This window comes from Streptomyces sp. NPDC101393, assembly GCF_044767385.1.
In the GTDB taxonomy this organism is placed as follows: domain Bacteria; phylum Actinomycetota; class Actinomycetes; order Streptomycetales; family Streptomycetaceae; genus Streptomyces.
The window spans coordinates 236,602-260,256 of record NZ_JBIWNU010000006.1 but is presented as its reverse complement, the minus strand read 5'-3'; the positions used below and the strand labels follow the sequence as shown (position 1 = coordinate 260,256).

Here is a 23,655-nt window from a genome sequence, read left to right as displayed (position 1 = left end):
CGCACCCGATACGTACCCCCGACACGGCTGCCCTCGGCATGCCGCGATACCCCCTGCCCCGAACGTTCTCCTCAGTGGGAAGGACCACTATGAAGGCAGCGACTCTGTCCTCGTTCGGCACTCCGGACGTGCTGCAGGTGCAAGAAAGAGAGACCCCGCACGCCGGGCCCGGCGAGGTCCGCGTCCGGGTCAAGGTCGCGGGTGTCCAGCCCTTCGATGCGGCGATCCGCCGCGGGTGGGCGCCGCCGTTCCTCGCGGTGCAGCCGCCCGCGGTGCCGGGCAACGAGTTCGCCGGGATCGTCGACCAGCTCGGTGACCGTGTCACGGGTGTGGAGATCGGCACCGAGGTGATCGGCTTCAGCACGCTCAACGCCTATGCCGAGTACGTCGTCGTACCCGCCGACCAGATCGTGGCCAAGCCCGCCGGGATGCCGTGGGAGGTCGCCGGCGGGTTCTCCGGCAACGGGCAGGGTGCGCACCTCGCGCTGCAGGCCATGGGGGTCGGCCGGGGCGACACCGTGCTGATCAACGCTGCCGCCGGCGCGCTGGGCAGCTTCGCCGTCCAACTGGCCCAGCGGTGGGGAGCGGCCCGCGTCATCGGCACCGCCAGTCCCGCCAACCACGACTACCTGCGCTCCCTCGGTGCGGTCCCGGTCGAGTACGGCGAGGGCCTGGTGGAGCGGGTCCGCGCGGTGGCTCCGGACGGTGTGCACGCCGCCCTGGACGCCGCCGGTCCGGACGCGCTGCGCGCCTGCGCGGAGCTGGTCAAGGACCGTAGTCGCATCCGCACCATGCTGTCCTTCGAGGAGGCCAAGGAGCTGGGCATCCCGCTCTTCGGCCCGGGGCGTTCGGCGGCCCGCCTCCAGTCGCTCGTCGACCTCTACAACGAGGGCGGGATCGGCGTCCACATCCGGGCGGCCCACCCGCTGGCCGAAGCCGCCGAGGCCCACCGTGCCGTGGAGCTCGGACACGGCCGCGGAAAGATAGTGATCCTCGTCGACCACGCCTCATGAAGTGCCTCTTCGTCTTCGAGGGCGGCGCCGGCGCCATCCTTCCGGTCATACCGCTGGCGCAGGCCCTGCGGAGCGCCGGGCACGACGTGATCGCGGCGGCCCACGCCGAGGCGCTGCCCACGCTGCTGGGGGCGGGCATCCCCGCGGTGCCCGCGCCCGCGAAGGCTCCCAAGGACTACCGCGAGATGCGGGACGGGAAGCTCGTCCCGCTCACCGGAGGCCTGGACGAACGGGCGTCGGCGCTCGGGGCCATCGGGGCGCGGATCGCCGCGGACACCCATCGTGACCTGCTGCGGGTCGCCGGCCAATGGCGTCCCGACCTCATCGTGGGAGGGCCGCTCGCCTACGCGGCGCCGCTGCTGTCCGGCGGGCTGCACATCCCGTACGTGGCCGTCGAGTTCGGCTTCGCGGAGCCGGAGAACTGGCATCGGGCCACGCTCGACGAGCTGGCGCGGCTGGGCTTCGGCAGCCTGCCCGCCCCTGCCACCACCTTCCTCATGTGCCCGGAGAGCATCCGCCCCGCCGCGGGAGGCGCGCTGCGCCGTCTCGCCGGTGAGCCGGTCCGCTACGTTCCCCACTCCTCGGCCCGCCCGGTCGAGAGCTGGATGCTCGCCAAGGGCCCCCGGCCCCGGGTCTGGATCTCCGCGGGCACCCGGGTGGGCACCGATTACGCGCTTGACCATCTGGACGAACTGATCGGCGCGGCAGCCACGTTGGACGCCGAACTGCTCATCGCCGCGCCGGACGGGGTCGCGGAGCATCTGACCGCGCTGCCCGCCGACGCACGGGCCGGCTGGCTCCCCTTCGACGTCCTCGCACCGACGTGTGACCTGGCGGTGCACCACGGCGGCGGCAGCACCATGCTGGGGTTCGCGGCTCATGGGATACCCCAGGTCATCGTCCCGAACGTGGTCGAGTTCGAGGAATACCTCTCGCCGATGAGCACCACCGGGGCCGCCAGGGTGCTGGGCGCGCAGGAGCAGACGCCCCAGCGGGTGGTGGCCGCGTGCGAGGAGCTGCTCGGTGACCCCGCCTACCGGCGCGCCGCCGAGCAGCTCCGCGCGGAGATGTCCGCCGCGCCGTCGCCGCTGGACGCGGTGCGCCGGCTGGAGGACGTCGCGGCCGCGGCCGCCCGCGCGTAAGGCAACACCCCACCACGCAGACCGAGAAGCTGACTCAGGAGAGCCATGTACGAGAGCGACCGCGCAGCGGAGATCTACGACCTGCTGTACCAGGACCGCAAGGACTACGCGGGCGAAGCGGCCCGCGTCACCGAACTGATCCGTGAGCGCAAGCCGGACGCGGCGACACTGCTGGACGTGGCGTGCGGCACCGGTATCCATCTGGCGGCCTTCGCCAAGCACTTCGACGAGGTGGCCGGCCTGGAGCTGTCCGAGTCGATGGCGGCGCGCGCCTCCCGGCGGCTGTCCGGGGTGCCGCTGCACCACGGCGACATGCGCACCTTCGAGCTGGGGCGGCAGTTCGACAGCGTCGTGTGCATGTTCAGCTCGATCGGCTACCTGGCCACCGTCGACGATCTGCGTCACGCGGTGCGGGCGATGTCCCGGCACCTCGCCACCGGTGGCGTGCTGGCCGTCGAGCCCTGGTATTTCCCCGACACCTTCATCCCGAACTACGTGTCCACGCACGCGCTGAAGAGCGGCGACCAGGGGCAGGGCATTGCCCGGGTGGCGCATTCGACGCTGGAGGGCGACACCACGCGGATGGAGATCCACTACCTCTTCTGCGATACCGAGACGGGCATCCAGCACCGCAGCGAGGTCGACCGTCTCACTCTGTTCTCCCGTGCGGCGTACACCCAGGCCTTCCAGGACAGCGGCCTGGAGACCGAGTACGTCGACACGGGTAAGGGAAGCCCCGGTTTCTTCCTGGGCGTCCGCAAGTAGTCAGCAACGGCACATGTTCCCAACGGGGGTTGTTCATGGGTAGGTATCGGGCAAGGCTGGGCACGGCCGCGGTGGTCGCCACGGTGCTGGCGGGCCAGGCCGCTTCGGCGTGGGCGGCCGGATCGTACGCCGAACTGAAGCCGCTGCCGGGCGGCACGTCGGACCGGGCCTTCGGAACCGGTCACGACGGGCTGGTCGTCGGCGACTCCGGCTTCTCCGGCAGCGGCACCAACACGCACGCGGCGGTGTGGAAGCGCAACGGCGAGGTGACCGATCTCGGCACCCTGCCGGGTGACACCTCCAGCACGGCATTCTCGGTCAACAGCAGCGACGCCACCGTCGTGGGGCGTTCCCTCGGCGCCACCGAGCGGGCCGTGAGCTGGGACCGCAACCACAAGATGGTGGAACTCCCGGGCGTCAAAGGGACGGTGAAGACCCGGGCGTACTCCGTCAACGACGACCGGGTCAGCGTGGGATTCTCCGTCACACCGGACGGGAACTGGCACGCCATGCGCTGGAGCGCCGACGCCAAGGCCACGGAGCTCCCGGGCCTGCCCGGCGACGTGTCCACCGGCGCCACGTGGATCAACAACCACGGGGTGAGTGTCGGCGCCTCCAGCACCGCCGAGGGGCGCAACCGCGCGGTGCGCTGGGAGGCGGGCGGCAAGGCGAAGGAACTGCCGGCGCTGCCCGGACACCGGGACACCGCCGCCACGTCGATCAACGACTCGGGTGTGGTCGTCGGTGGTTCCGGTGTGTCGGCCGGGGCGCCGACGAAGGCGGTCATGTGGCTGCGCGACGGCACGGTCCGCGAACTCCCCGCGCTGCCGGGGGACACGGCGGGCTACGCCCTCGCGATCAACGGCAAGGGCACGGTCGTCGGCTACTCGGTGACGTCGAAGGGCACCCATCGCCCGGTGCTGTGGACGAAGGACGGAACGGTGGTGGCCCTCAAGATGGCCGCGCCCGGTGCCGGCGACCCGTACGCGGTCGGCGCCGACGACACCGCGATCGGAGTGGCCACCCCCGACGGTGGCTCCCCGAAGGCGGCGCTCTGGCGTCATTAGCCCGGGGGCGCGGCTCCCGCGAACGGCCCGCCGGTTGTGCCCGGCGGGCCGTTCGCGGTGTGCGGGAGTGCCGCTACTTCCAGCTGTGCGGCGCCCGGTAGGGCTGCGCGCGCTCCCATCTCTGCCAGCGCGCGACGGCCCGCTGACCGTCGTCATCGGGGCCCTCCTCCCGCCTGACGAGCAGCGAGAACAGGCTCACCGCGACCGCGGCGAGCTCCTCCTCGCTGGCCTGTCCCCGCTCGACGCGCAGCAGGGTCCGGTCTCCGGCATCAACGCTCACGGTGCCTCCTCGGTGTGGGCCCGGCCGGGTCAGCCGGCCTCGATGTGCTTCTTCACGCCGTCCAGGACCAGCCGGACCTTGGCGCTCAGTTCCCGCTGGATGAACTCCGTGGCGTCCGCCGTGCCCTTGCCGGCGCCGAGCATCCGCTCGATCCCGGGGGGCTCGACGATCACCGTCTGGTGTGAGGTGACCTCGACGCCGCCCGCGGTCGGCTCGATGTGCCAGCGGACGTGGTGGCTGCTGCTGATCGGCGGCAGGGCCAGCTGCTTGTAGACGACGGCGTACGGGGCCAGGCTCACGCGGGCGGTCCGCATGGCGAGCAGTTTCCCGGAGCGTTCGACGGTTTCGATCTCGACGAGCTGCCGGCCGTCGGTGTCCTGCACGACCTCTGCCCTGGCCACGTGCGGCAGGATGCCGGGCCAGCTCCGCACGTCGTGGAGCGCATGGTGGACGGCCTTCTCCGAGCCCGCGATGCCGACCGTGTCGGTGACCTCCACCTTGAGTTCGGGCGTGCCGGCCACCAGCTCGGCGGCCCGCTTCACGGCCTGGGTCTCGGCGTCCGCGATCGTGTCGATGACCCGGGCGGTGCTCTCCAGCGCCGAGGGGTCGTCGCCCAGGACGGAGTAGCGGTGCAGCAGCCGTACCGTGCACGAGCCCCCGGAGCGGGGTTCGACGATCCAGGACCGCTCCATCGTGGCCAGCGGCGCCGCCGGCTCCTTGGGGCGGAAGTCGATCCGCAGGTGCGCCTCGTCCAGCCGCCGCAGCGCCACCCAGTGCTCGACCTGGTCCCCGGTGGTGGTCCACATACCGACGCGGTCGAAGGGGCCGTCGGCGCCGAGGCGTTCGGCATGGACGAAGGGCCGGAAGATCCACGGCCAGTTGGCGAGGTCGGCGAGCAGTCGGTACACCAGATCCGGTGGTGCCGCCACCGTGACCTCGTGTGCGGTCTTCGCCACCCGCCCGTGCGCATCTGCCATGGTGTCGGCCCCTCCAGCTGTCGGTTCGACCGATCGTCGCCGACAGGCCTAGAAGGCCGCTTGAGGGGGAACGGGCAGGGCCACGGCAGATGAGGCGGCTGCGGGGCCATGACCTAGAATCAGGGAATGATCTTTATTGTGGTGAAGTTTCCGGTGAAATCCGAGTATGCCGACCAGTGGCCGACGCACGTCAGCGCGTTCACCGAGGCGACCCGCGCCGAGCCGGGCAACCTCTGGTTCGAGTGGTCACGCAGCATCGAGGACCCGGACACCTACGTACTCGTCGAAGCGTTCCACGACGACGCGGCGGAGGCTCATGTGACCTCCGATCACTTCCGTACCGCGCTGGAGGACATGCGCCCGCTGCTGCGGCGCACGCCCGACATCGTGAGTACGACGATCGAGGGCGCGGACGGCTGGAGCGCCATGGGTGAACTCACCATCGACTGACGTGCCCCCTCGCGACGGACATGCCCCCTCGGCCGAGGCGTCGGGCCGGCTGCGGCCCGGCGCCTCGGCCCGGTGGTCCCGTCCCGTCAGCGCCCTTCGGGCGGCGGGGGCGGGGCCGGCGCTCCCGGCGGCGGGGCGATCTTCGTGAGGGTGCGGGGGGCCGCGTCCGTGCCGGCGGTGGCGTCGGTGTCCCGGGCGGACGCCGCGGTCCGCTGCCGCGGGAGGAAGGCGTCGCGCCGGGCGCCCGGGTCCCAGCCGGCGTCCACGACCCGCTTCTGGAACAGGATCGCGGCGGCGAGGATCACCGCGCCGATCAGCAGCATCACGACGATGCCGCCGGTCCTGCCCACCTTCGCGGCGTTGCCGATCAGGGTGCCGAACCACCCGAAGTCGGCGTCCCCGAAGGTGGTGTTCTCCTCACCGAACGCGCCGAGCACCTTGAGCAGCAGGGCCGGCAGAAAGGTGATCAGCACACCGTTGAGGAAGGAGCCGACGACCGCGCCGCGTCGGCCGCCGGTCGCGTTCCCGTAGACACCGGCCGCGCCGCCGGTGAAGAAGTGCGGTACGAGACCGGGCAGGACCAGCGCCAGGCCGAAGGCCGGGTGGAAGACCCAGGTGAGCAGGCCGAGGCTGATGAGCCCGCCGGCGAAGCTGGAGAGGAAGCCGATGAGCACGGCGTTCGGCGCGTACGGGAAGACGATCGGCGCGTCGAGCGAGGGCACCGCGCCGGGCACCAGCTTCCCGGCGATGCCCTGGAACGCCGGGACGAGTTCGCCCAGAATCGTCCGGACACCGAAGAGGATGACAGCGACCGCGATGCCGAACTGCAGGCCCTGCATGACGGACTGCATGACGTAGTTCCCGGCGTCGGTCGCCGCGGTGCCGCCGTCGGCCGCGAAGGACTTGAACGCCGTGGCCTTGCCGGCCTTGGCCAGATAGACCAGCGACATGATGACGTAGATCAGCACCATCGACAGAGCAGTGGCGACCATCGAGTCCCGCAGGAAGCGCAGGCCTTCCGGCAGCTTCATGTCCTCGGTGCTGCGGCTGCGCTTGCCGACGAGCTGTCCGGCGGCGCCGGAGACGATGTAGCCGGCGGTGCCGAAGTGGCCGATGGCGATGCTGTTGTTGCCCGTGATGCGTTTGGTCCAGGGGTGCGCGAAGGCGGGCATGGCGACCAGGAGGATGCCCAGCAGCACGCCCCCGACGAGCACCACGATCACCGACGACTGGCCCGCGATGGCCAGCACCATGGTCAGCAGCGTCGCCATGAACAGCATGTGGTGGCCGGTGAGGAAGACATAGCGCAGCGGCGTGACGCGGGCGAGCAGCAGGCCCACGGCGAAGCCGAGGATCATCAGCCAGGCGACCCGGGCCCCGAACTGGGTCTGGGCGATGCCGACGATCGCCTCATTGGTCGGGATGACGCCGTGGGCTCCGGTGGCGCCCTGGATCATGCCGCCCAGCGGCGCGAGAGAGCTGACGACCAGCCCCGCGCCGGCGCCGATCAGCAGGAATCCCAGGGTCGCCTTGATGGCGCCGCCGATGATCTGCCCGGCGGACTTCTTCAGGGCGATCAGGCCCGCCGCCGTGATCAGCCCGATCAGATACGCGGGTTGGCTGAGGATTTCGTTGACAATAAATTTGGCTATGGAAACGAGCCAGTCCATGGGTCGCTCTCCTCCCGTCTCAGACGTCGTAGGTGTCGCGGAGCACGCGGTCGACCTCGGTGCCGCTCGTGAAGTCCTCGATGACCTGGACCGGGACGCCGATATCGCCCAGCGTCCGGGCGATCTCCCGGGAGGTCAGGATCACCACGGCCTCGGACGCCTTGCCCTTGGCCGAGATGGTGTCGGTGGCCTCCACCGACACATGGCGGGACCAGCCCCAGCGGTCGAGCACCTGCTCCAGGGTGTTCTTGAGGAACAGGCTGGTGCCGACGCCGTTGCCGCAGACGGTGAGGATCTTGTGCACGGCGGGGCCGGAGCGTCGCTGTCCGGTGGCGGCGCCGGGGGCGGCGTCCCGCGCACGGTCCGGCTCGCCGGGATCCGCTCCCTCGCCGGTGTCCGTTCCCTCGTCGGTAGGCGTTCCCTCGCCGGTAGGCGTTCCCTCGCCGGTATCCCCTGCCCCGCCGCCCGCCAGCACCGCGTGCAGTGCCGCCGGATCCGGGGCGTCCCGCAGTGCCTGTGCCGTGCCGGGGTCGGCCAGCAGCTTCGCGAGGGCGGCCATCGCGGCGGTGTGCCCCGCGGAATCCTGGGCGGCGAGCCCGACCACCAGCGTCACCGGGTCATGGGACTCATGGCCGAACTCCACCGGTTGTTCCAGCCGGACCCAGGACATCCCGGTGCGGTGCACGGCGGGTGAGGGGCGCGCGTGCGCGAAGGCGAAGCCGGGCGCGATGACGATGTACGGCCCGTTGTCCTCGACGTTGCGGATCATCTCCGCGGTATACGCCTCCGTGGTGGCCCCCGACTCCGCCAACAGGCCACCGGCGACCCGGATCGCGTCCCGCCAGTCCGCCACCCGGACATCAAGCCGTACGGCCCCCACGGGGAGGAGCCCACTCAGTGCTGCCATGGCAGGGCACTCTACATATCCGCAGGTGATCGGCATATGGGGGCCACCGAGGCGGCTCGGGCGGCCAGGAACTCGGCAGCGCCCGCGGGCGGAGGGCCCGACCGTGCGGCGCCCGCCGTCGACGTGCCGGCGTGCCACTTCCCTGTCGGCGCTCCGGTGCGGCGGCGCCGTGGTGCGGCTGGGTAGGGTGGCGCCTCGTGGGCGACGGCACGGTGTGGACTCTGGCGATCGCGGCGCTGACCGGGGGCACCGCGGTGCTCGCCAGTTGGGTCACCAGCCGTGGCAGTACCCGGGCCGCCAGGATCCAGGCGGAGATCGCCGCGCGCTCGCAGCGGGCCGAGCGGCTGCGCGAGAGCCGCCGCACCGCCTATCTGGAACTGATCGAACAGACCCACCGCATGGGCGAGTTGTACTGGGAGATCTCCGCCGCGCTGCGCCTGCCCCGCTCCGACACCCGTACGGCCACCCTCGGCGCGCTGCACGACCGGGAGGTCGCCGAGTACGCGAAGATCCGCCGTTGCGCACGCGTCGTCGAACTGGAAGGCCCGCCGTCGGCCGCCGCCGCGGCCCTCTCCCTGCAGAAGGCGACCGGGCCGTTCTACGAGGCGGTCGGGAGGGAACTGGCCGGCGCCGCGGACGCGGAAGCGCAATTCGACGCCGCCTACTCCCCGTTCTGGAAGTGTCTGGAGCGGTTCGTGGACGCGGCGCGCGACGCCCACCAGACGGACTGACCCGGACGGCACGGCCCGGCCGGCCACCCGGGCGGCCGGTTCCGGTCCGGCGCCGGCGGCCCGGATCACCAGCACCTCGAACCGGTGGGCACCCCGCAGGTCTTGGGCATCCGCAGGGCGTACGCGGCGCCCTGGGTGAGCGGTTACCGCAGGGGCGGGAGGTGCGGTCCGGTGCGCTCCAGGACCCCTGCCGGTGCCGGGACCGCCACCTCCGCGCGTACCCGGGTGCCGGACGCGGTGGTGAGCACCTCGCAGGAGACCGCGTAGGCGTCGACGAGCGGAAGTCCGCGGCCGCAGGTGGCGCCCGCGTCCTGCGGGGCGCGGCGCGGGGTGCGGCGCGGTCTCCACCGGCCGGAGTCGGCGACCTCGATGGTCAGGGCGCAGTCGTCCCGCACCATGCTCAGCGTCACGTCCGGACTGCCGCTGTGCAGCAGCACATTCGTCACGAGTTCCGTCACGATGACGCAGGCCGCTTCCTCGGCGCTGTCCGGGAGTTGCCATTCCCGGGTCGTGTCCCGGGCCAGCCGGCGCAGCCGGGAGACCGCCGCGGCGGTGACCGGCGCGGCGCACCCGACCCGGCTGTCGGTGGCGGGGGCGCGGCCGGGCCGCCCGTAGGGACCGGTGAGTGAGCCTGCTTCCTGGACGGTGCTCATGTGTAGCTCCCGAACGCCCGAACATCAGCGGCAGGTGGGGCTGCCACCGGGTTGGTGTGGATGCACCGGCCGGGGCAATGCCGGGAGAGGCCGGACCGCTTGTGGGGGTAGCGGTCCGACCGGTCTCCGGCCGTACCCGGCACCGTGCGAGGCACGTACAGGGGGCGTCTCGATTTCCAGACTCAGGGGTCGCCGCGGGCGTACACAATCAGGGACACTGAACTACGGATACGCAAAGAACTCCCCCGGCCCTGTGGGAACCCCCGCGTGAGCCCGCCCCGGGCGGGCCGCACCGCACAACTGCCGGGCCCCGGCTGCCGGGCGGCGGACACACGGAGGACGTGAGCGTGATCGCGTGGTGACCGGAGAGAACGAGTGCGCGGAGGTCTGCCGGCTGCGCCGCCTGCTGAGCGTGCACGACCGGCCGGGCCCGGCGGTGGCCCTCGTGTCCGGGCGCGCGGGCACCGGCAAGAGCAGGCTGGTGCGGCGGCTGACCGGTCTCCCCGAGGCACGCGCCCGGTCGCTGCGCGTCCTGGCCTTCACGACGGGCCGGCCCGAACTCCGGGCGCCGGACGCCGCAGGCGGCGCAGGTCACGGGGCCGGCGCGGACGAGGACCCGCTCGCGGCGGTCGAGGCCTGGCACGACCCGTCGGGGCCGCCGGCGCTGCTGGTGGTCGAGGATGTGCACCGGGCGGACGCGGGTGCGGGTGCACGGCTGCGTGCGGTGCTGGCGCGGCCGGCCGGCCGGCTCGTCGCGGTGCTGACCTACCGCCCGGAGGAATTGGCCGGTCCCGGCCTTCCGTTGGGCGCCCCGGTGCCCTATCCCGCCGAATCCACCGTCCTGCGCATCCGGCTCACCCCGCTCGACGCGGACGAGGTCGGCCGCCGCGCGACGGCGGCGCTGGGCGAGCACCGCTGTTCCCAGGGTTTCGTCGACCGGCTGTACGCCCGCTCCGGCGGGGTGCCGCAGGTGGTGGTCGATCTGCTGCGCACCCTGGACGACGGCGGCCCCGACCTCTGCACGGCGGCGGAGGTGGATGCCGCGGGGGTGCCCGTGCGCCTCGCCGAGCTGGTGCTGGGCCGGGCCGCCGGGCTGGCGCCGGAGCACCGGAAGGCGGTGGGGGCGGCGGCGGTGCTGGACGCCCCCGCGTCGCTGGCCGATCTCGCCGCGGTGGCCGGGCTGTCCACGGACGGCGGCCGGGCGGCGGTGCTGGCCGCCGAAGCGGCGGGGGTGCTGCGGGAGCACGACGGCGGCCGCTACGGATTCGAGGTGCCGCTGGCCGCGACGGCGGTGCACGAGGCGCTGCCGGGGCCGGTCCGCGAGGATCTGCACCGGCGGGCCGCGCGGGTGCTGGGGCGCCGGCAGCCGGTGCCCTGGGCGCAGTTGGCCCGCCACCACCGGCGGTACGGCGCCGTCCGCGCGTGGCTGCGGGCCGTGGAGCGGGCGGCGGAAGCGGCAGCGGCGGCGGGCAGGCACCAGGACGCGATCGAGCTCGCGGAGGACGCCCTCGCGGACGTCCGGGTGCCGCAGCCCGCCCGGGTACGGCTGGCGCTGCTGCTGGCGCGCAGCGCGGTGGTGGGGCTGCGGTCGGAGCAGACCATGGAGGTGCTGCGCCGGATCATCGGGGACCTCGCGCTGCCGGCCGAGGTGCGCGGTGAGATCCGGCTCGACCTGGCACTGCTGCTGAACAACCAGGCGGGGTCCAGTTCGGACGGGAGGTCCGAACTCATCGGCGCGGCGGAGGAGTTGCGCGGCCGTCCGGAGCTCGCCGCGCGGGCGATGTCCGCACTGGCGATGCCGTACTGGCCCGGCGGCACTTTCGCCGAGAATCTGGCCTGGCTGGAGCGGGCGGAGGCCGCCGCGGCCGAGAGCGGGGATGCCGTGGTGCAGGTGGCCGTGGCGGCCAACCGCGCGACGGTGCTGATCAACACCGGCGACGCCGACTCCTGGCAGCTTGTGGAACAACTCCCCCGGGAAAGTGAGCAGTTGGCGTGCCGTCAGCATGTGGCGCGGGGGCTCAACAACACCGCGGACGCGGCGGTGTGGCTCGGCGAGTACCACCGCGCCACGGCCCTGCTGACCGAGGGCCGTGCGCTCGCCGCGCGGACCGGCGCCTCGTACGCACAACGGACCGGGGGCAGCACGGTGTTGCTGCTGGAGTGGACCACCGGGCGCTGGGCGGGACTGTCCGGCCGGGCAGCGGCGTTCGCGCGCGAGGCGGGCGAGGGCTCGCCGACCGCCGCCGACGCCGAACTCGTCCTGGCACAGCTGGCCCTGGCGAAGGGCGACTGGAGCCGGGCGGCGGCGCTGGTGTCGGCCACCGGGGCGTTCTCCCCGGACGCGGCCGTCCCGCTGGCCGCGGCGGCGTCGGGGGTCCGGATCCGGCTGGCGACGGCGCGGCGCGAGCCGGAGGAAGCGGCGGCCGAGGCGGCGCGGGCCTGGGCCCGGGTGCGGCACAAGGGGGTGTGGGCCTGGGCTGCCGAACTGGCGCCGTGGGCGGTGGAGGCGACGGCCGCCGCGGGCCGGCCCGACGCCGCCCACGCGTGGATCGCGGAGTTCGCCGCCGGGATCGAGGGCCTGCGGGTGCCGTCCGGCGTCGCCTCGCTCGCCCGCTGCCGCGCGGCCCTGGCCGAGGCGGAGGGCGAGGCGGCCACCGCGGTGCGGCACTTCCGCGCGGCTGCCGAGGCCTACGCCGCCCTGCCGCGCCCGTACGACGCCGCGCTCGCACGGGAGGGCGCCGGGCGCTGCGCGCTGCCCCTGGGCGGCGCCGAGGCGCGCCGAGCGGTGGACGAACTGACCGCCGCGGCAAAGGAGTTGGACGACCTGGGCGCGGTCTGGGACGCGGCCCGCGTACGGGCGACGCTGCGCACCGGCCCCCAGGGCACCGAACGCCGCCCACCGGGCCGCCCCGGCTACGGCGGCCGGCTCTCGCCCCGCGAGCAGGAGGTCGCGGCGCTCGCCGGCACCGGCCTGACGAACCGCGAGATCGCCGACACCCTCCATCTCTCGTCCCGCACGGTCGAGCAACACGTGGCCCGCGCCCTGCGCAAACTCGGCGCCCACTCCCGCCAGGACCTCGCGACGGGGGGAGCCGGGACGGAGGGGGCCGGGGCCGACGGCGGGTGAGTCGAACCGCCCTCGCGGACGTGGTGCCGGATTCGTCCGGCACTACGCCCGCGTCCCTTCGGATGCCCGAGCTCCTACTCCCCGCGCCTCCCTGAACTCCGTTACCCCCGGCGCCCGTTGCTCCGGACGTCCGCGGCGGCCCTGCTTCCTCGGCGCGCTCGCCCCGACGGAGCCGACCCGACCCCGGGCAGGAGCAGCGCATCACGGAAAGCCGCCGACCTCATCCGCGGCCTCCCGGCCCCCGCTGCCCCCCCCTGATCCGCCGTCCTCTCCGTGCGGGCCCTGCGCACAGCCGGGGTAGCGGTCCGGCGTCTCCGCCACGAGTGACGATCACGGCGAGAAGCGGCCGCTCGGCTCGCCCGGAGGTGGCCCGGGGGAAGTTTTCGTCCGTAGGCCAGCAGCAGGAGGTCCTGTGCGGAGCCGGACAGCGGGGCGCCGGTGCCGTAGGTCCAGTCGAGGTCGGTGGCGCGGAGTTCGACGCCGCCGAGGTCGCCCTTGAAGAACCTGACGGTTCGGGGGGTGACGGTGTCCAGGAGGATCCGTATGCGGTCCTCGGGCACCCGGCGGGCGATGCCCAGCGCGACGGTGATGTCCAGGCCGTGGATGACGTCGTGCCCCAACGCGGCGGCGATTCCGCCGACCGGGGGCTTCCAGGGGTGATCCGCGTGGTCCCGGAGGAAGCCCGCGAGTGCGGACGGCGGGTGGGCGGCGGCGTCGCGGCGGGCGCACCGGTCGGTCATCCGGTGGAGGCTGCCGCCCGCCTTGGCGAGTTCGCCCATCGTCTTCGGGAGGGAGTAGCGGAACCCCATCGACATATGGGCGGCGACCTCCCGTACCCGCCATCCGGCACACAGTGTCGGCGCGTCCCATGTCCCGTCCGGCAGCGCGGACAGCAGGTCCGCCAACTCCCTGCGCTCGGCCGCGATGGCCGCCCTGATGTCCGGCGTCGTCCGCTGCGTATTCCCCATGGCGCCAGGCTGCCGCCCCGCCGGTCATAAGTCCAAGAGCTTTCCCTTCTCCCAGCTAGAATTATTGGTTATGGAACTCCGTCAGCTGCAGTACTTTGTCGCGGTCGCGGAGGAGGGCAGCTTCACGCGTGCGGCCGCCCGCCTCCATCTGGCCCAGCCAGGGGTGAGCGCCCAGATCAGGCGGCTGGAGCGGGAACTCGGCCAGCCCCTGCTGGACCGCACCGGCCGGGAGGTGGTCCTGACGCAGGTGGGCGAGGCGGTGCTGCCGTACGCGCGGGCGGCGCTCGGCGCCGTCGACGGTGTCCGGCAGACCGTGGACGAACTCACCGGACTGCTGCGCGGCCATATCGCCATCGGCCTCGTCTCGGGTGCCGCGACCCGCGCGTTCGAGGTGCCCACCCTGCTGGCCGACTTCCACGACGCGCACCCGCAGGTCGAGATCACCCTCGCCGAGGACACCTCCGAGCGGATGCTGGACGCGCTGCGCCGCGGCGAACTCGACATCGCCGTGGTGGGGGTCGCGGACGAGGAGCACCCTCCCGGCCTCTCCTTCGAGATCGTGCTCGACGAGCCCTTGGTCGCCGCCGTCGCGCTGGACGACCCGCTCCTCGGGCGCGCACGCCGCACCAGCGTTCCGTTGGCCTCGCTCCGCGATCGCGCCCTGATCAGCCTGCCGCGCGGCACGGGTATGCGCGGGGCGCTCGACCGGGCCTGCGCGGACGCGGGCTTCCGTCCGCGTATCGCCTTCGAGGCGGCGGCTCCGTACGTCCTGGCGGAGCTCGCGGCCCGCGGTCTGGGCGTGGCCGTCATTCCGGAACTCCCGGCGGACGACGCGGCATCCTTCGGCCTGCGCACGCTGAGGATCACCCACCCTCAGGCGCGTGCCCGGATCGCCCTGGCCTGGCAGACGGGCGGACCGGGCAGCCCCGCGGCGAGGGTCTTCCTGGAGAACCTGCGAACGGCTCTGGCCGACGGCCCCACGGCCCGGCCGAAGCGGTAACACCACGGCCGGCCGACGGCGCGCGTCGGCCGGCGGTTCTTCCGTTGCGCGGCGGTCCGGACATGGCCCGTTCCCGTCGCGCACCCGCATGCGCGAAAACGGTGGAAGATTTTACTTTCCGGATTTCCCGCCCGGGGAAGCCTTAGCAGAAATCGGCATTCGCCGCTCGTTACCCTGCGAGGAAATCGGGCACGGGACGGTATTTCGCTCTCAGCGATTCGCGGGCGCCTCTTCGGAGGCTATCCGGAATTGTCGCTACCGCTCCTGATGTGATGTGTCCGATTCCGGTTGACACCCCGTGCCGTTTGTTCGTTTTGCGCTGTTTAAGCGAAGGGAATCGGCCATGTCGGTCGACGGTTCCCGCCCGCTCGGACGCCTCCGCGAAGCGCCCCGGAAAGGGCTCCGATCGGCCCGTAGGCCCAGTTCACACCTATTTCCAGGGCACCTGCGCCAAACCCTTGCCGACACACGCACGGACCCACCGTGCGTAATGATCCGGCCAAAGGTTTATGACCTCTTCGGAGCGAAGTCCGTCCCGGGTACGCTCGGTCCGCCATGGAAAGATATCGGCCTAATGTTGACCGGTGAATTACCGCCGGACGGCCGTCATGGATGTGCTGACCCTGGCGATCTGCCGATCACCTTTCACTCCGCTGCCCGGCGCCGGGAAACCGGTCCCAAGGCACGTACACAGCTGCCCGCATCCGTGGGAAAACGAGGGAGATCCATGAATACCGCCCCTTCGGACGCCACTGTCCCCGAAGAGAGGTACCAGGAGTTTCCGCTGACCGAGATCCAGTACGCCTACTGGGTCGGCCGGGGCCCCAACTTCGTTCTGGGCAACGTCGCCCCGCACGCCTATTTCGAACTGGAAGGGCGCCGGCTGGACCTCGACCGGCTCACAAGCGCCTGGTGCCGACTCATAGCACGCCACGACATGCTGCGGGCCGTCGTCGCGGAGGACGGCCGGCAACGCGTCCTCGAACGCGTCCCGGACTTCCGGATTCGATGTACCGATGTGCGCTCGCTGCCCGCGGACGAAGCGGAGCGCACCCTCGACGGCATCCGGGATGAGATGTCACATCACGTCTACACCGCCGCGGACTGGCCGCTGTTCGACATCCGGCTCACCCGCCTCGCCGACCACGACCGCGTCCACATCAGCCTCGACCTGCTGATGGTCGACCTGGCCAGCATCACCCTGCTCTTCAGCGAGTGGAGTGCGCTGTACCTGGACCCCGACCACCGGCTCGAACCGGTCGACGTGACCTTCCGCGACTACGCGCAGGCGCTCGAACGGGGCAGTCAGGCCCCGCGCCACCAGAAGGCGCTGGAGTACTGGACCGGCCGGGCGCAGACCCTGGCCCCTCCGCCCGACCTCCCGCTCGCCAAGTCCCCGGTGAGTGTGCACAAGCCCCGCTTCTCGCACCGCGAGTTCCACCTCCCCGACGAGGACTGGCAGCGCCTCCAGGAACGCTGTGAGGACCGCGGCCTGACGCCGACCGCCGTGCTGGCGACGGTCTTCTCCGAAGTGCTGGCGGCCTGGAGCGGCACCCGGCGCTTCACCCTCAACCTCACGCTGTTCAACCGGCTGCCGCTGCTGCTGACCGAGGACGACGCCGGTCACCGCAGCCTGCACCCCCATCTGCGCCGGGTGGTCGGCGACTTCACCTCCATCTGCCTGCTGGAGATGGACGCCAGCGGGGGCAGGCCCCTCGAAGAGCGCGTCAACACCACGCAGTTGCAGCTCCAGCGCGATCTGCGCCACCGTCATGTCAGCGCCCTGCAGACCCTGCGCGAGCGGCGCCGCCTCGGCCTGCAGGACGGGTTCGAGACGATGCCCGTGGTGTTCACCAGCGGGCTGGGCACCGCCGCCGACGTCTCGCAGGCGATGGACAGCTTCGGCGACATCTCGTACCGCATCAGCCAGACCCCGCAGGTGTGGCTCGACCACCAGGTGGTCGACATCACCGGGTCGCTCAACCTGACGTGGGACTGCGTGGAGGAGCTCTTCCCCGAAGGGCTGCTGGACGACATGTTCGCCACGTACTGCGGCATGGTCGAGCGGCTGGCCTCCGACGACTCCATGTGGGAACAGGAGCTGCGCGTCACGCTGCCGGACCGGCAGCTGACCGGCCGCGAGCAGGCCAACGACACCGCCGGCCACGCCCCCACCGGGCTGCTCCACGAACCGCTGCTGGACATGGCCACCCGCCACCCGGACCGCCCCGCCGTGCTGAGCGACGCCGGCACCCTGACCTACGGCGAGCTGGCCGACCAGGCACAGGTGATCGCCGGACGCCTCACCGAGCAGGCCGGCGGCACGAGCCTGCGGGACCGGCTGGTGGGCATCACCCTGCACAAGGGACCCGCCCAGGTCGCCGCCGCCTACGGCACGATGATGGCCGGCGGTGCCTACCTCCCCGTCAGCGCCACGCTCCCGCTGCAGCGCCGCGCGCGCATCCTGGAGGACGGCAAGGCCCTGGCGGTCGTCACGGACAAGGAGCTGGAGAGCGGGCTGGAGTGGCCGCAGGGCGTGCCGCGCGTCCCCGCCGACCAGGATCAGGGCCGGCCGCGGGCCGACACCGCTGTCCGCCACCCGTCGGGGCCCGCGCAGCCGCAGGACCTGGCGTACGTCATCTACACCTCCGGGTCGACCGGGGCGCCCAAGGGCGTGATGATCGAGCACCACGCCGCGCTCAACACCGTCATCGACATCAACGAGCGCTTCGGCGTCGGCCCCGGCGACTTCGTCTTCGGCCTGGCCGACCTCAGCTTCGACCTGTCCGTCTACGACCTGTTCGGCACCTTCGCCGCGGGCGCCACCCTGGTGCTGCCCGATCAGGACCTGCGGTCGGACCCCGCGCACTGGGCGAAGGTCATGGCCACCCACGGCACGACCGTCTGGAACTCGGTTCCGGCCCAGATGCAGATGCTGGTCGAGCACCTCGAAATGGGGGGTGACATACCCGAGGGGCTGCGGCTGGTGATGCTGAGCGGCGACTGGGTCCCGGTCGATCTGCCGGACCGTATCCGCGCGTTGTGGCCCGATGCCGAGGTCATCAGCCTGGGCGGCGCCACCGAGGCGTCGATCTGGTCCATCCACCACCGGATCGGCGACACCGAACAGGGCGCCAAGAGCGTGCCGTACGGCATTCCGCTGCGCAACCAGACCTTCCACGTCCTGGACGCGCACCTCGACCCGTGCCCGGTGTGGACGGCGGGTGAGCTGCACATCGGAGGCGTGGGCCTGGCCCGCGGGTACTGGGCGGACGAGGAGCGGACGGCGGCGAGCTTCATCCGGCATCCGCTCACCGGCGAACGGCTCTACCGGACCGGCGACTTCGGCCGCTATCTGCCGGACGGCACCATCGAGTTCCTGGGACGCCAGGACGGTCAGGTCAAGATCAACGGACACCGGGTCGAGCTGGGCGAGATCGAGACGACCCTCGCCCGCCATCCCGGAGTCGACAGCGCCGTGGTCGTGAAGGCGTCCGACGACGGTGGCGCGTCCCGCCTGCTCGGGTACGTCGTGCCGTCGGACGACGACAGCTCGCTGTTCGTGACCGAGCACGCGGATCACGAGGTCAGCCAGGGCCAGTGGCAGGCGCTGCGCGACACCGCCGGGAGGCCGGCCCCCGGGCCGTCCCCCGAAGAGCTGCGGACGGCCTGGGACGCGCTCAACGACGTCCACGCCGTCGCGACCGCGACCGCCTTCCGCTCCTTCGGGCTGCCGCACTCCCCCGGCGAGCCGTTCGACCCCGCGGCCCTGCGCGGTGCCGGTATCGCGCCGCGCTACGAGCGCTGGCTCGCGCGCGCCGTCGGATCCCTGGAAGAGGCCGGCTACCTGCGCCGCGGACCGGCCGGTCTGGAGGTGGCGCGGGAGCTGCCCACCGCGGTCTCCCCGGAGCTGGCGCAGCGGGCCAAGGCCGTGCTGGCGGACGTCCTGGAGATTCCCGAGGACGTCAGCGACTGGATGCTCTCCCTCGCCGGCGACCTGGCGGGCGTGCTGACGCAGAGCATCCACTCCGCGGAGCTGTACGCCTCCGACCGGACCCCGGGCATCTACGAGAAGCTGTTCGGCCCGACCTACGCGACCGCGACCGAGGCCGTACGGAACATGGTGGCCGCCTGGCCCGCCGACCGGCCGCTGAACGTGCTGGAGGTCGGGTCCGGCTACGGCTCGCTGACCCGGCACCTGCTGCCGCTGCTGCCGCCCGACCGGACCGAGTACGTCTTCACGGACATCTCCCGCTACTTCACCGACCGGGCACAGTCCGCCTTCGAGGACTTCCCGTTCGTGCGGTACGAGCTGTTCGACCTCGACCAGCCGGCCGAGACCCAGGGCTTCGAGAACCAGTCCGCCGACCTGGTCATCGCCGCGAGCGTGCTGCACGACATGCGCCAGATCCGGCGCACGCTGCGCGGCCTGCGTTCCGTGATGGCGCCGGGGGGCGTGCTCCTGCTGGTCGAGCAGACCACGTTCCACCCTTGGTTCGATCTGGTCATGGGCCTTCAGCAGGGCTTCGACAACTTCGAGGACACGGATCTGCGCACCGGGCACTGTCTGCTGGATCGCGGCCAGTGGCAGCGGGAGCTGGCGGCCGCCGGCTTCGCCGACACGGCGGTGATCACCACCTCCGGCGGGCCGGGCTCGGTGGGCTTCGACGTGATCGTCGCGCAGGGCCCCGAGGTCGGGCGTCGTTTCGCCCCCGAGGAGCTGCGCTCCTTCGCCGCGGAGCACCTGGCCAAGTACATGGTGCCGGCCCAGCTTCTCGCGCTGAGCGAGCTGCCGCTCAGCAGCACCGGGAAGGTGGACCGCAAGGCCCTGGTCAAGGCGGGGGCGCGCAGTTCGATGCGCAACCGGCCGGCCAGACCACCGCGCACCGACCGGCAGTTCAAGCTGGTCGAGATCTGGCGGGAGGTCCTCGGCCTGAAGAGCGTGGACATGGCGGACGACTTCCTGGAGGCGGGCGGCGACTCGCTGCTCGCGGCGCGCCTGGCGTCCAATCTGCAGTCCGCGTTCGATGTGACCGTGCCGGTCGGGACGATCCTTCAGCACACGACGGTGGAAGCGCTCGATACCTATCTGGAACAACTGCTGGGCCCGTCCGAGCTGATGCCGGAGGAGAAGTGATGACCGCCGCAGGAGAAGTGATGACCCGGAATCCCCCGTTGACCCATGAGCGGATCGTGCGCTGGTTCGTCGATTTCCTGGCGGAGATCCTCGACACCTCCCCGGAGGCGATCGACCCGACGGCTCCGCTGGACCAGCTGGGTGCCGACTCGGCAACCGTCCTGGTGATCTGCGCCCGGCTGCGGGAGGACCTGGGCGCGCGGGTGCGACCCAAGGACGTCCTCCAGCACTTCACGGCCGACGGGGTGGCCCGTTTTCTGACCGGGTCCGTCCCGGCGAAGGGATGAGGCGATCATGCGCACAGCTGCGTTGCCCCGCTGGCTGGTGAGCGGGGCACCGCGGCCGGCCGCCCCCAAGCTCTACTGCTTCGCGCACGGGGGCGGTTCGGCCGCGGAGTACCTCCGATGGGCCCGGGACCTGCCGGGAGCCGAATTCCACGCCGTACAACTGCCGGGCCGTGGATCGCGCCTGGCCGAACCGGTGTTCACGTCGATGGACACGCTCGTCGAGGGCGTGCTGGCCCATGTGCCGCTCGGCACGGCGCCCTACGCGCTGTTCGGGCACAGCCTCGGGTCGCTCATCGCGTACGAGGTCACCCGGGCGCTGCGTACGGCGGGCCGTCCGCTGCCGGCGCAGCTGGTGGTCTCCGGCTATCCGGCGCCCCATCTGCCGCGGGTCTCACAGGAGTTGCACACGCTGCCGGACGCCGAGCTGATCGAGGCGGTGTCACGGACCCACGGCGGCATCCCGGAAGAGGTACTGGCCTCGGCGGAGCTGCGGGAGCTGGCGGCCACCGCACTGCGCGGGGACTACCAGGTCCTGGAGACCTACTCCTGGCGCGCCGGGGAGCCGCTGGCGCTGCCGATCACGGTGTTCGGCGGCCGCGGCGACCAGGTCACCGCCGAACAGCTCCAGGCATGGCAGGAGCTCACGACGGGCGAGGTCACCGTGCGGCAGTTCCCCGGCGGGCACTTCTATCTGCGGGAGCAGCCCGCCCCCGTCCTGCGGTCGCTGGCCGGCGCGCTGCGGGCGGTCCGTACGCAGGAGAGGAGCGCGCCGTGCTGACCTTCGCCGCCGCGTCATTGGTCCTGGTCATGATTCCCGGCCCGGACCAGGCGCTGATCACCCGCAACGCCCTCGCCGGCGGCCGGGCCGCCGGGCTGCTCACGATGGTGGGCGGCGCGCTCGGGCTGAGCGTCCATGTGGGGGCGGCGGTGCTGGGCGTCTCCGCCCTGCTGGTCGCCTCGGCGACGGCGTTCACCGTCCTGAAGGTCGTGGGCGCCGGCTATCTGGTGTGGATGGGCATCGCGACGTTCCTGAGCGCGCGGCGCACCATGGCCCAGAAGGCGGAGGAGGGCGGCCAGGAGGACGCGAAGCTGGACTCGAAGTATCTGCGGCACGGCTTCCTGTCCAACTCGCTCAATCCCAAGGTCGCGCTGTTCTTCGTGACGTTCCTGCCGCAGTTCCTGCCGGCCGGTCACAACATCTTCCCCAGGGCGCTGGTGCTGTCCCTGGCGTTCGCGGTGATCTACCTGCTGTGGTTCAGCCTGTACGTCGTCACCGTCGACCACTTCGGGAAGGTGCTGCGGCGGCCGCGGGTGCGCGCGCGGATCGAGCAGGCGACGGGCGTCCTGCTCATCGGCTTCGCGGCGCGGCTGGCCTTCCAGTCGCCGTGATCCGGCAGGGCGGGGTGTCCGGCGCGCGGTGACGCGCAGGGGTTGCCGCGCCGGACACGAGAGGGGTCTCCAGGAGCCGGGCTCCTGGAGACCCCTCGTCCGTTCCGCCTGCCGGGCCGCGTGCCCGAGCCGTCAGCGGAAGTCGTCCGCGTGGTCGCGTGCCCAGGTCCGGAACGACAGTGCCGGGCGCCCGAGGAGGTGTTCCACGGTGCCGGTGACCCGCTCGGGTGTGTCCACGAAGGCGCCCCAGGCCTTCAACCGGGCGTCCACGAAACGGGCGTTGCCCCAGGCGGCCGTCAGCTGCGCACGCGCCGTCTCCAGCGGGAGTTCCTCCCAGCGCACCTGGCGCCCGGTCTCCTCCGCGATGATCTTGACCTGTTCGGCGTGGGTGACGGCCTCGGGGCCGGTGAGCACGTACGCGGCCCGGTCGTGGCCCCCGGTGGTGAGGGTGTGCACGGCCACGTCGGCGATATCGCGCTCGTGGATCAGCGACCGGGCCGCCTGCGCGTAGGGCCAGCGCACCACCCCCTGCTTGACCTGGTCCGCCCATCGGAGGGCGTTGGTGGCGAAGTCGATGGCCCGCAGGAAGGTCCAGCTCGTCCCGGAAGCCCTGAGCAGCCGCTCCATCTCCTGGTGGTAGGACGTGGCCGGCTCACCGTCGGCGAGGTCGGCGACATCGGTCGACAGGTACACCACGCGCTCGGCCTGCCGGGCCACCGCCCGCACGGTTTCGGGGTCCACCGGGATCCCCGGCCACATCAGATAGACGCTGTGCACTCCGCGCAGCGCGGGCCCCAGCGTCCGCGGGGACGCCAGGTCACCGGCCACCACCTCCACCCCCTCGGCGGGCTCGTACCGCGCCGGGTCGCGTACCAGCGCGCGTACGGGCAGCCCGCGTGCGGCCAGGGTGGAAACGATGTGCCTGCCGATGCTTCCGGTCGCACCGGTCACCAGGATCTTGGTCATGGCAGGAGACAACCATGCCCGCGCACCGCGCAGGGCGCTTTGCCGGATCGGGCCGGGCGCAGGGGGTCGCGCGGGCTCCGGGGTCGAAAACGCATCCCCCTGGGCGAACCCCCGCGCGAACCCGGGCGGGCCGCCGGGCGGTTCAGCCGAGCGGCTCCAGGTGCGGGGCGATCAGCCGGGCGGCCGGGGAGCCGTAGGTCCGCTCGATGCGGGAGCACAGGTCCGGCGCGGACACGGTGTACTGCTGGGGGCCGACCGTCTCCAGCGCCGTGGTGGCCAGCGCGCACCCCAGGGGGACCGCCGCGGACACCGGCAGACCCCAGCTCAGGGCCGCCAGGAAACCGGCCCGGAATGCGTCGCCGACGCCGGTCGGGTCCACCGCCTCCGCCGTGGGCACGGCGGGGAAGGTGAGGGGCCGGGCCCCCTCGGACTCGACGAGTACGCCCTCGGCGCCCCGCGTGGTGATCCAGGTGCCCAGCTGCCCGAGCACCTCCTGCCGGGTCCATCCGGACAGCTCCAGCAGCAGCGCGGATTCGTAGGCGTTGGTGAACAGGTACGAGGCGCCGTACAGCAGGTGGCGGACCTCGTCGCGGCTCAGCCGGGCGAGCTGCTGGGAGGGGTCGGCGGCGAAAGGGAGCCGCTCCTCGCGGCACTCGCGGGTGTGGCGCAGCATGGCCTCGGGGGCGTTGGGTGAGACCAGGACCAGATCGGCGCCGCCCATCCGCCGGGCGACGTCGCGCAGGTCGATGAGGGGCGCCTCGGCCATCGCTCCGGCGTAGAAGGAAGCGATCTGGTTGTGGTCCTCGTCCGTGGTGCACATGAAGCGGGCCGTCTGCAGGCCGCTGCTGCGCCGCACGTGCTCGGTGTGCACACCGTGGGCCTTGAGCCAGAGTTCGTACTCCGCGAAGTCCTCCCCCGCCGCGCCCACCAGATACGGCCCCAGCCCCAGCGAGCCGAGCCCGAAGGCGATGTTCGCCGCGACGCCGCCGCGCCGCACCTCCAGGTCGTCCACCAGGAACGACAGGGAGACGTGCGCGAGCTGGTCGGGGATCAGCTGGTCGGCGAACCTTCCGGGGAAGGTCGCCAGGTGGTCGGTGGCTATGGAGCCGGTGATGGCCAGACGCAT

Annotated in this window: 20 protein-coding genes; 12 read left to right on the top strand and 8 right to left on the bottom strand. The window is 72.4% G+C overall.

Annotated elements, in window-relative coordinates; genetic code table 11:
* Positions 1 to 89: 89 nt before the first annotated feature.
* From ACIRQ7_RS20895 to ACIRQ7_RS20880, 4 genes are read left to right on the top strand one after another with little or no spacing between them, the layout of a single operon-like run.
* The gene (locus ACIRQ7_RS20895) at positions 90 to 1,013 is read left to right on the top strand and encodes an NADP-dependent oxidoreductase (protein WP_404264233.1); all 924 of its coding nucleotides are present in this window, start codon (positions 90 to 92) and stop codon (positions 1,011 to 1,013) included.
* A complete protein-coding gene (locus ACIRQ7_RS20890) occupies positions 1,010 to 2,155 on the top strand; it encodes a glycosyltransferase (RefSeq protein WP_404264231.1) in 1,146 nt (381 codons plus the stop codon). The genes ACIRQ7_RS20895 and ACIRQ7_RS20890 overlap by 4 nt, the downstream gene beginning before the upstream one ends.
* 45 nt (positions 2,156 to 2,200) lie before the next feature.
* A complete protein-coding gene (locus tag ACIRQ7_RS20885) occupies positions 2,201 to 2,920 on the top strand; it encodes a class I SAM-dependent DNA methyltransferase (protein WP_404264229.1) in 720 nt (239 codons plus the stop codon).
* Positions 2,921 to 2,955: 35 nt separating this feature from the next.
* Positions 2,956 to 3,987: a hypothetical protein gene (locus ACIRQ7_RS20880; protein WP_404264227.1), complete on the top strand. Its 1,032-nt coding sequence runs from the start codon at positions 2,956 to 2,958 to the stop codon at positions 3,985 to 3,987.
* Between the two features lie 73 nt (positions 3,988 to 4,060).
* On the opposite strand, the gene ACIRQ7_RS20875 is transcribed toward ACIRQ7_RS20880, so the two are convergent.
* Together ACIRQ7_RS20875 and ACIRQ7_RS20870 are read right to left on the bottom strand one after the other, a co-directional pair.
* A complete protein-coding gene (locus tag ACIRQ7_RS20875; RefSeq protein ID WP_404264225.1) occupies positions 4,061 to 4,267 on the bottom strand; it encodes an acyl-CoA carboxylase subunit epsilon in 207 nt (68 codons plus the stop codon).
* A 29-nt stretch (positions 4,268 to 4,296) separates the two neighbouring features.
* Positions 4,297 to 5,244, bottom strand: coding sequence for an SRPBCC family protein (locus ACIRQ7_RS20870; protein WP_404264223.1), 948 nt, complete (start codon positions 5,242 to 5,244; stop codon positions 4,297 to 4,299).
* 126 nt (positions 5,245 to 5,370) lie between these two features.
* Here ACIRQ7_RS20870 and ACIRQ7_RS20865 point away from each other — a divergent pair, with 126 nt between their 5' ends.
* Entirely contained in the window at positions 5,371 to 5,694 is a 324-nt protein-coding gene (locus ACIRQ7_RS20865; protein ID WP_401471043.1) for a putative quinol monooxygenase, read from the top strand.
* A gap of 86 nt (positions 5,695 to 5,780) precedes the next feature.
* Here the strand turns inward: ACIRQ7_RS20865 and ACIRQ7_RS20860 are convergent, their stop codons facing one another.
* Positions 5,781 to 7,364, bottom strand: coding sequence for a PTS ascorbate transporter subunit IIC (locus tag ACIRQ7_RS20860; RefSeq protein ID WP_404264221.1), 1,584 nt, complete (start codon positions 7,362 to 7,364; stop codon positions 5,781 to 5,783).
* A 19-nt stretch (positions 7,365 to 7,383) separates the two neighbouring features.
* Positions 7,384 to 8,271 (bottom strand): PTS sugar transporter subunit IIA, encoded by an 888-nt coding sequence (locus ACIRQ7_RS20855; protein WP_404264219.1) that lies wholly within the window; start codon positions 8,269 to 8,271, stop codon positions 7,384 to 7,386.
* 197 nt (positions 8,272 to 8,468) lie between these two features.
* Between ACIRQ7_RS20855 and ACIRQ7_RS20850 the strand changes: the two genes are divergently transcribed.
* Entirely contained in the window at positions 8,469 to 9,002 is a 534-nt protein-coding gene (locus tag ACIRQ7_RS20850) for a hypothetical protein (protein WP_404264217.1), read from the top strand.
* Positions 9,003 to 9,145: 143 nt separating this feature from the next.
* Here the strand turns inward: ACIRQ7_RS20850 and ACIRQ7_RS20845 are convergent, their stop codons facing one another.
* A complete protein-coding gene (locus tag ACIRQ7_RS20845) occupies positions 9,146 to 9,655 on the bottom strand; it encodes an ATP-binding protein (protein WP_404264215.1) in 510 nt (169 codons plus the stop codon).
* Between the two features lie 355 nt (positions 9,656 to 10,010).
* On the opposite strand from ACIRQ7_RS20845, the gene ACIRQ7_RS20840 reads away from it, so the two are divergent.
* The gene (locus ACIRQ7_RS20840; protein WP_404264213.1) at positions 10,011 to 12,782 is read left to right on the top strand and encodes a LuxR C-terminal-related transcriptional regulator; all 2,772 of its coding nucleotides are present in this window, start codon (positions 10,011 to 10,013) and stop codon (positions 12,780 to 12,782) included.
* A gap of 101 nt (positions 12,783 to 12,883) precedes the next feature.
* On the opposite strand, the gene ACIRQ7_RS20835 is transcribed toward ACIRQ7_RS20840, so the two are convergent.
* Complete coding sequence (locus ACIRQ7_RS20835) at positions 12,884 to 13,750, bottom strand: maleylpyruvate isomerase family mycothiol-dependent enzyme (RefSeq protein ID WP_404264211.1); 867 nt, start codon at positions 13,748 to 13,750, stop codon at positions 12,884 to 12,886.
* Between the two features lie 70 nt (positions 13,751 to 13,820).
* Here ACIRQ7_RS20835 and ACIRQ7_RS20830 point away from each other — a divergent pair, with 70 nt between their 5' ends.
* From ACIRQ7_RS20830 to ACIRQ7_RS20810, 5 genes are all read left to right on the top strand, one after another.
* A complete protein-coding gene (locus tag ACIRQ7_RS20830) occupies positions 13,821 to 14,750 on the top strand; it encodes a LysR family transcriptional regulator (RefSeq protein WP_404264209.1) in 930 nt (309 codons plus the stop codon).
* A gap of 727 nt (positions 14,751 to 15,477) precedes the next feature.
* On the top strand, positions 15,478 to 19,887 hold the full coding sequence (locus ACIRQ7_RS20825; protein WP_404264207.1) for an amino acid adenylation domain-containing protein: 4,410 nt from the start codon (positions 15,478 to 15,480) through the stop codon (positions 19,885 to 19,887).
* Positions 19,887 to 20,174, top strand: coding sequence for an acyl carrier protein (locus ACIRQ7_RS20820; RefSeq protein ID WP_404264205.1), 288 nt, complete (start codon positions 19,887 to 19,889; stop codon positions 20,172 to 20,174). Before ACIRQ7_RS20825 ends, ACIRQ7_RS20820 begins: the two co-directional genes overlap by 1 nt.
* Before the next feature lie 7 nt (positions 20,175 to 20,181).
* Positions 20,182 to 20,952: a thioesterase II family protein gene (locus ACIRQ7_RS20815; RefSeq protein WP_404264203.1), complete on the top strand. Its 771-nt coding sequence runs from the start codon at positions 20,182 to 20,184 to the stop codon at positions 20,950 to 20,952.
* Entirely contained in the window at positions 20,946 to 21,563 is a 618-nt protein-coding gene (locus ACIRQ7_RS20810; protein ID WP_404264201.1) for a LysE family translocator, read from the top strand. The genes ACIRQ7_RS20815 and ACIRQ7_RS20810 overlap by 7 nt, the downstream gene beginning before the upstream one ends.
* A gap of 132 nt (positions 21,564 to 21,695) precedes the next feature.
* On the opposite strand, the gene ACIRQ7_RS20805 is transcribed toward ACIRQ7_RS20810, so the two are convergent.
* Both ACIRQ7_RS20805 and ACIRQ7_RS20800 read right to left on the bottom strand, forming a co-directional pair.
* Positions 21,696 to 22,529 carry an NAD(P)H-binding protein gene (locus tag ACIRQ7_RS20805; protein ID WP_404264199.1) on the bottom strand — a complete coding sequence of 278 codons (834 nt, stop codon included), beginning with the start codon at positions 22,527 to 22,529 and terminating at the stop codon, positions 21,696 to 21,698.
* A 142-nt stretch (positions 22,530 to 22,671) separates the two neighbouring features.
* Complete coding sequence (locus tag ACIRQ7_RS20800; protein WP_404264197.1) at positions 22,672 to 23,655, bottom strand: carbohydrate kinase family protein; 984 nt, start codon at positions 23,653 to 23,655, stop codon at positions 22,672 to 22,674.

Coding starts and splice junctions, on each gene's coding strand:
- ACIRQ7_RS20895 (WP_404264233.1), top strand. CDS start 90: ATGAAGGCAGCGACTCTGTCCTCGTTCGGCACTCCGGACGTGCTGCAG.
- ACIRQ7_RS20890 (WP_404264231.1), top strand. CDS start 1,010: ATGAAGTGCCTCTTCGTCTTCGAGGGCGGCGCCGGCGCCATCCTTCCG.
- ACIRQ7_RS20885 (WP_404264229.1), top strand. CDS start 2,201: ATGTACGAGAGCGACCGCGCAGCGGAGATCTACGACCTGCTGTACCAG.
- ACIRQ7_RS20880 (WP_404264227.1), top strand. CDS start 2,956: ATGGGTAGGTATCGGGCAAGGCTGGGCACGGCCGCGGTGGTCGCCACG.
- ACIRQ7_RS20870 (WP_404264223.1), bottom strand. CDS start 5,244: ATGGCAGATGCGCACGGGCGGGTGGCGAAGACCGCACACGAGGTCACG.
- ACIRQ7_RS20865 (WP_401471043.1), top strand. CDS start 5,371: ATGATCTTTATTGTGGTGAAGTTTCCGGTGAAATCCGAGTATGCCGAC.
- ACIRQ7_RS20860 (WP_404264221.1), bottom strand. CDS start 7,364: ATGGACTGGCTCGTTTCCATAGCCAAATTTATTGTCAACGAAATCCTC.
- ACIRQ7_RS20855 (WP_404264219.1), bottom strand. CDS start 8,271: ATGGCAGCACTGAGTGGGCTCCTCCCCGTGGGGGCCGTACGGCTTGAT.
- ACIRQ7_RS20845 (WP_404264215.1), bottom strand. CDS start 9,655: ATGAGCACCGTCCAGGAAGCAGGCTCACTCACCGGTCCCTACGGGCGG.
- ACIRQ7_RS20835 (WP_404264211.1), bottom strand. CDS start 13,750: ATGGGGAATACGCAGCGGACGACGCCGGACATCAGGGCGGCCATCGCG.
- ACIRQ7_RS20830 (WP_404264209.1), top strand. CDS start 13,821: ATGGAACTCCGTCAGCTGCAGTACTTTGTCGCGGTCGCGGAGGAGGGC.
- ACIRQ7_RS20825 (WP_404264207.1), top strand. CDS start 15,478: ATGAATACCGCCCCTTCGGACGCCACTGTCCCCGAAGAGAGGTACCAG.
- ACIRQ7_RS20820 (WP_404264205.1), top strand. CDS start 19,887: ATGACCGCCGCAGGAGAAGTGATGACCCGGAATCCCCCGTTGACCCAT.
- ACIRQ7_RS20815 (WP_404264203.1), top strand. CDS start 20,182: ATGCGCACAGCTGCGTTGCCCCGCTGGCTGGTGAGCGGGGCACCGCGG.
- ACIRQ7_RS20805 (WP_404264199.1), bottom strand. CDS start 22,529: ATGACCAAGATCCTGGTGACCGGTGCGACCGGAAGCATCGGCAGGCAC.
- ACIRQ7_RS20800 (WP_404264197.1), bottom strand. CDS start 23,655: ATGCGTCTGGCCATCACCGGCTCCATAGCCACCGACCACCTGGCGACC.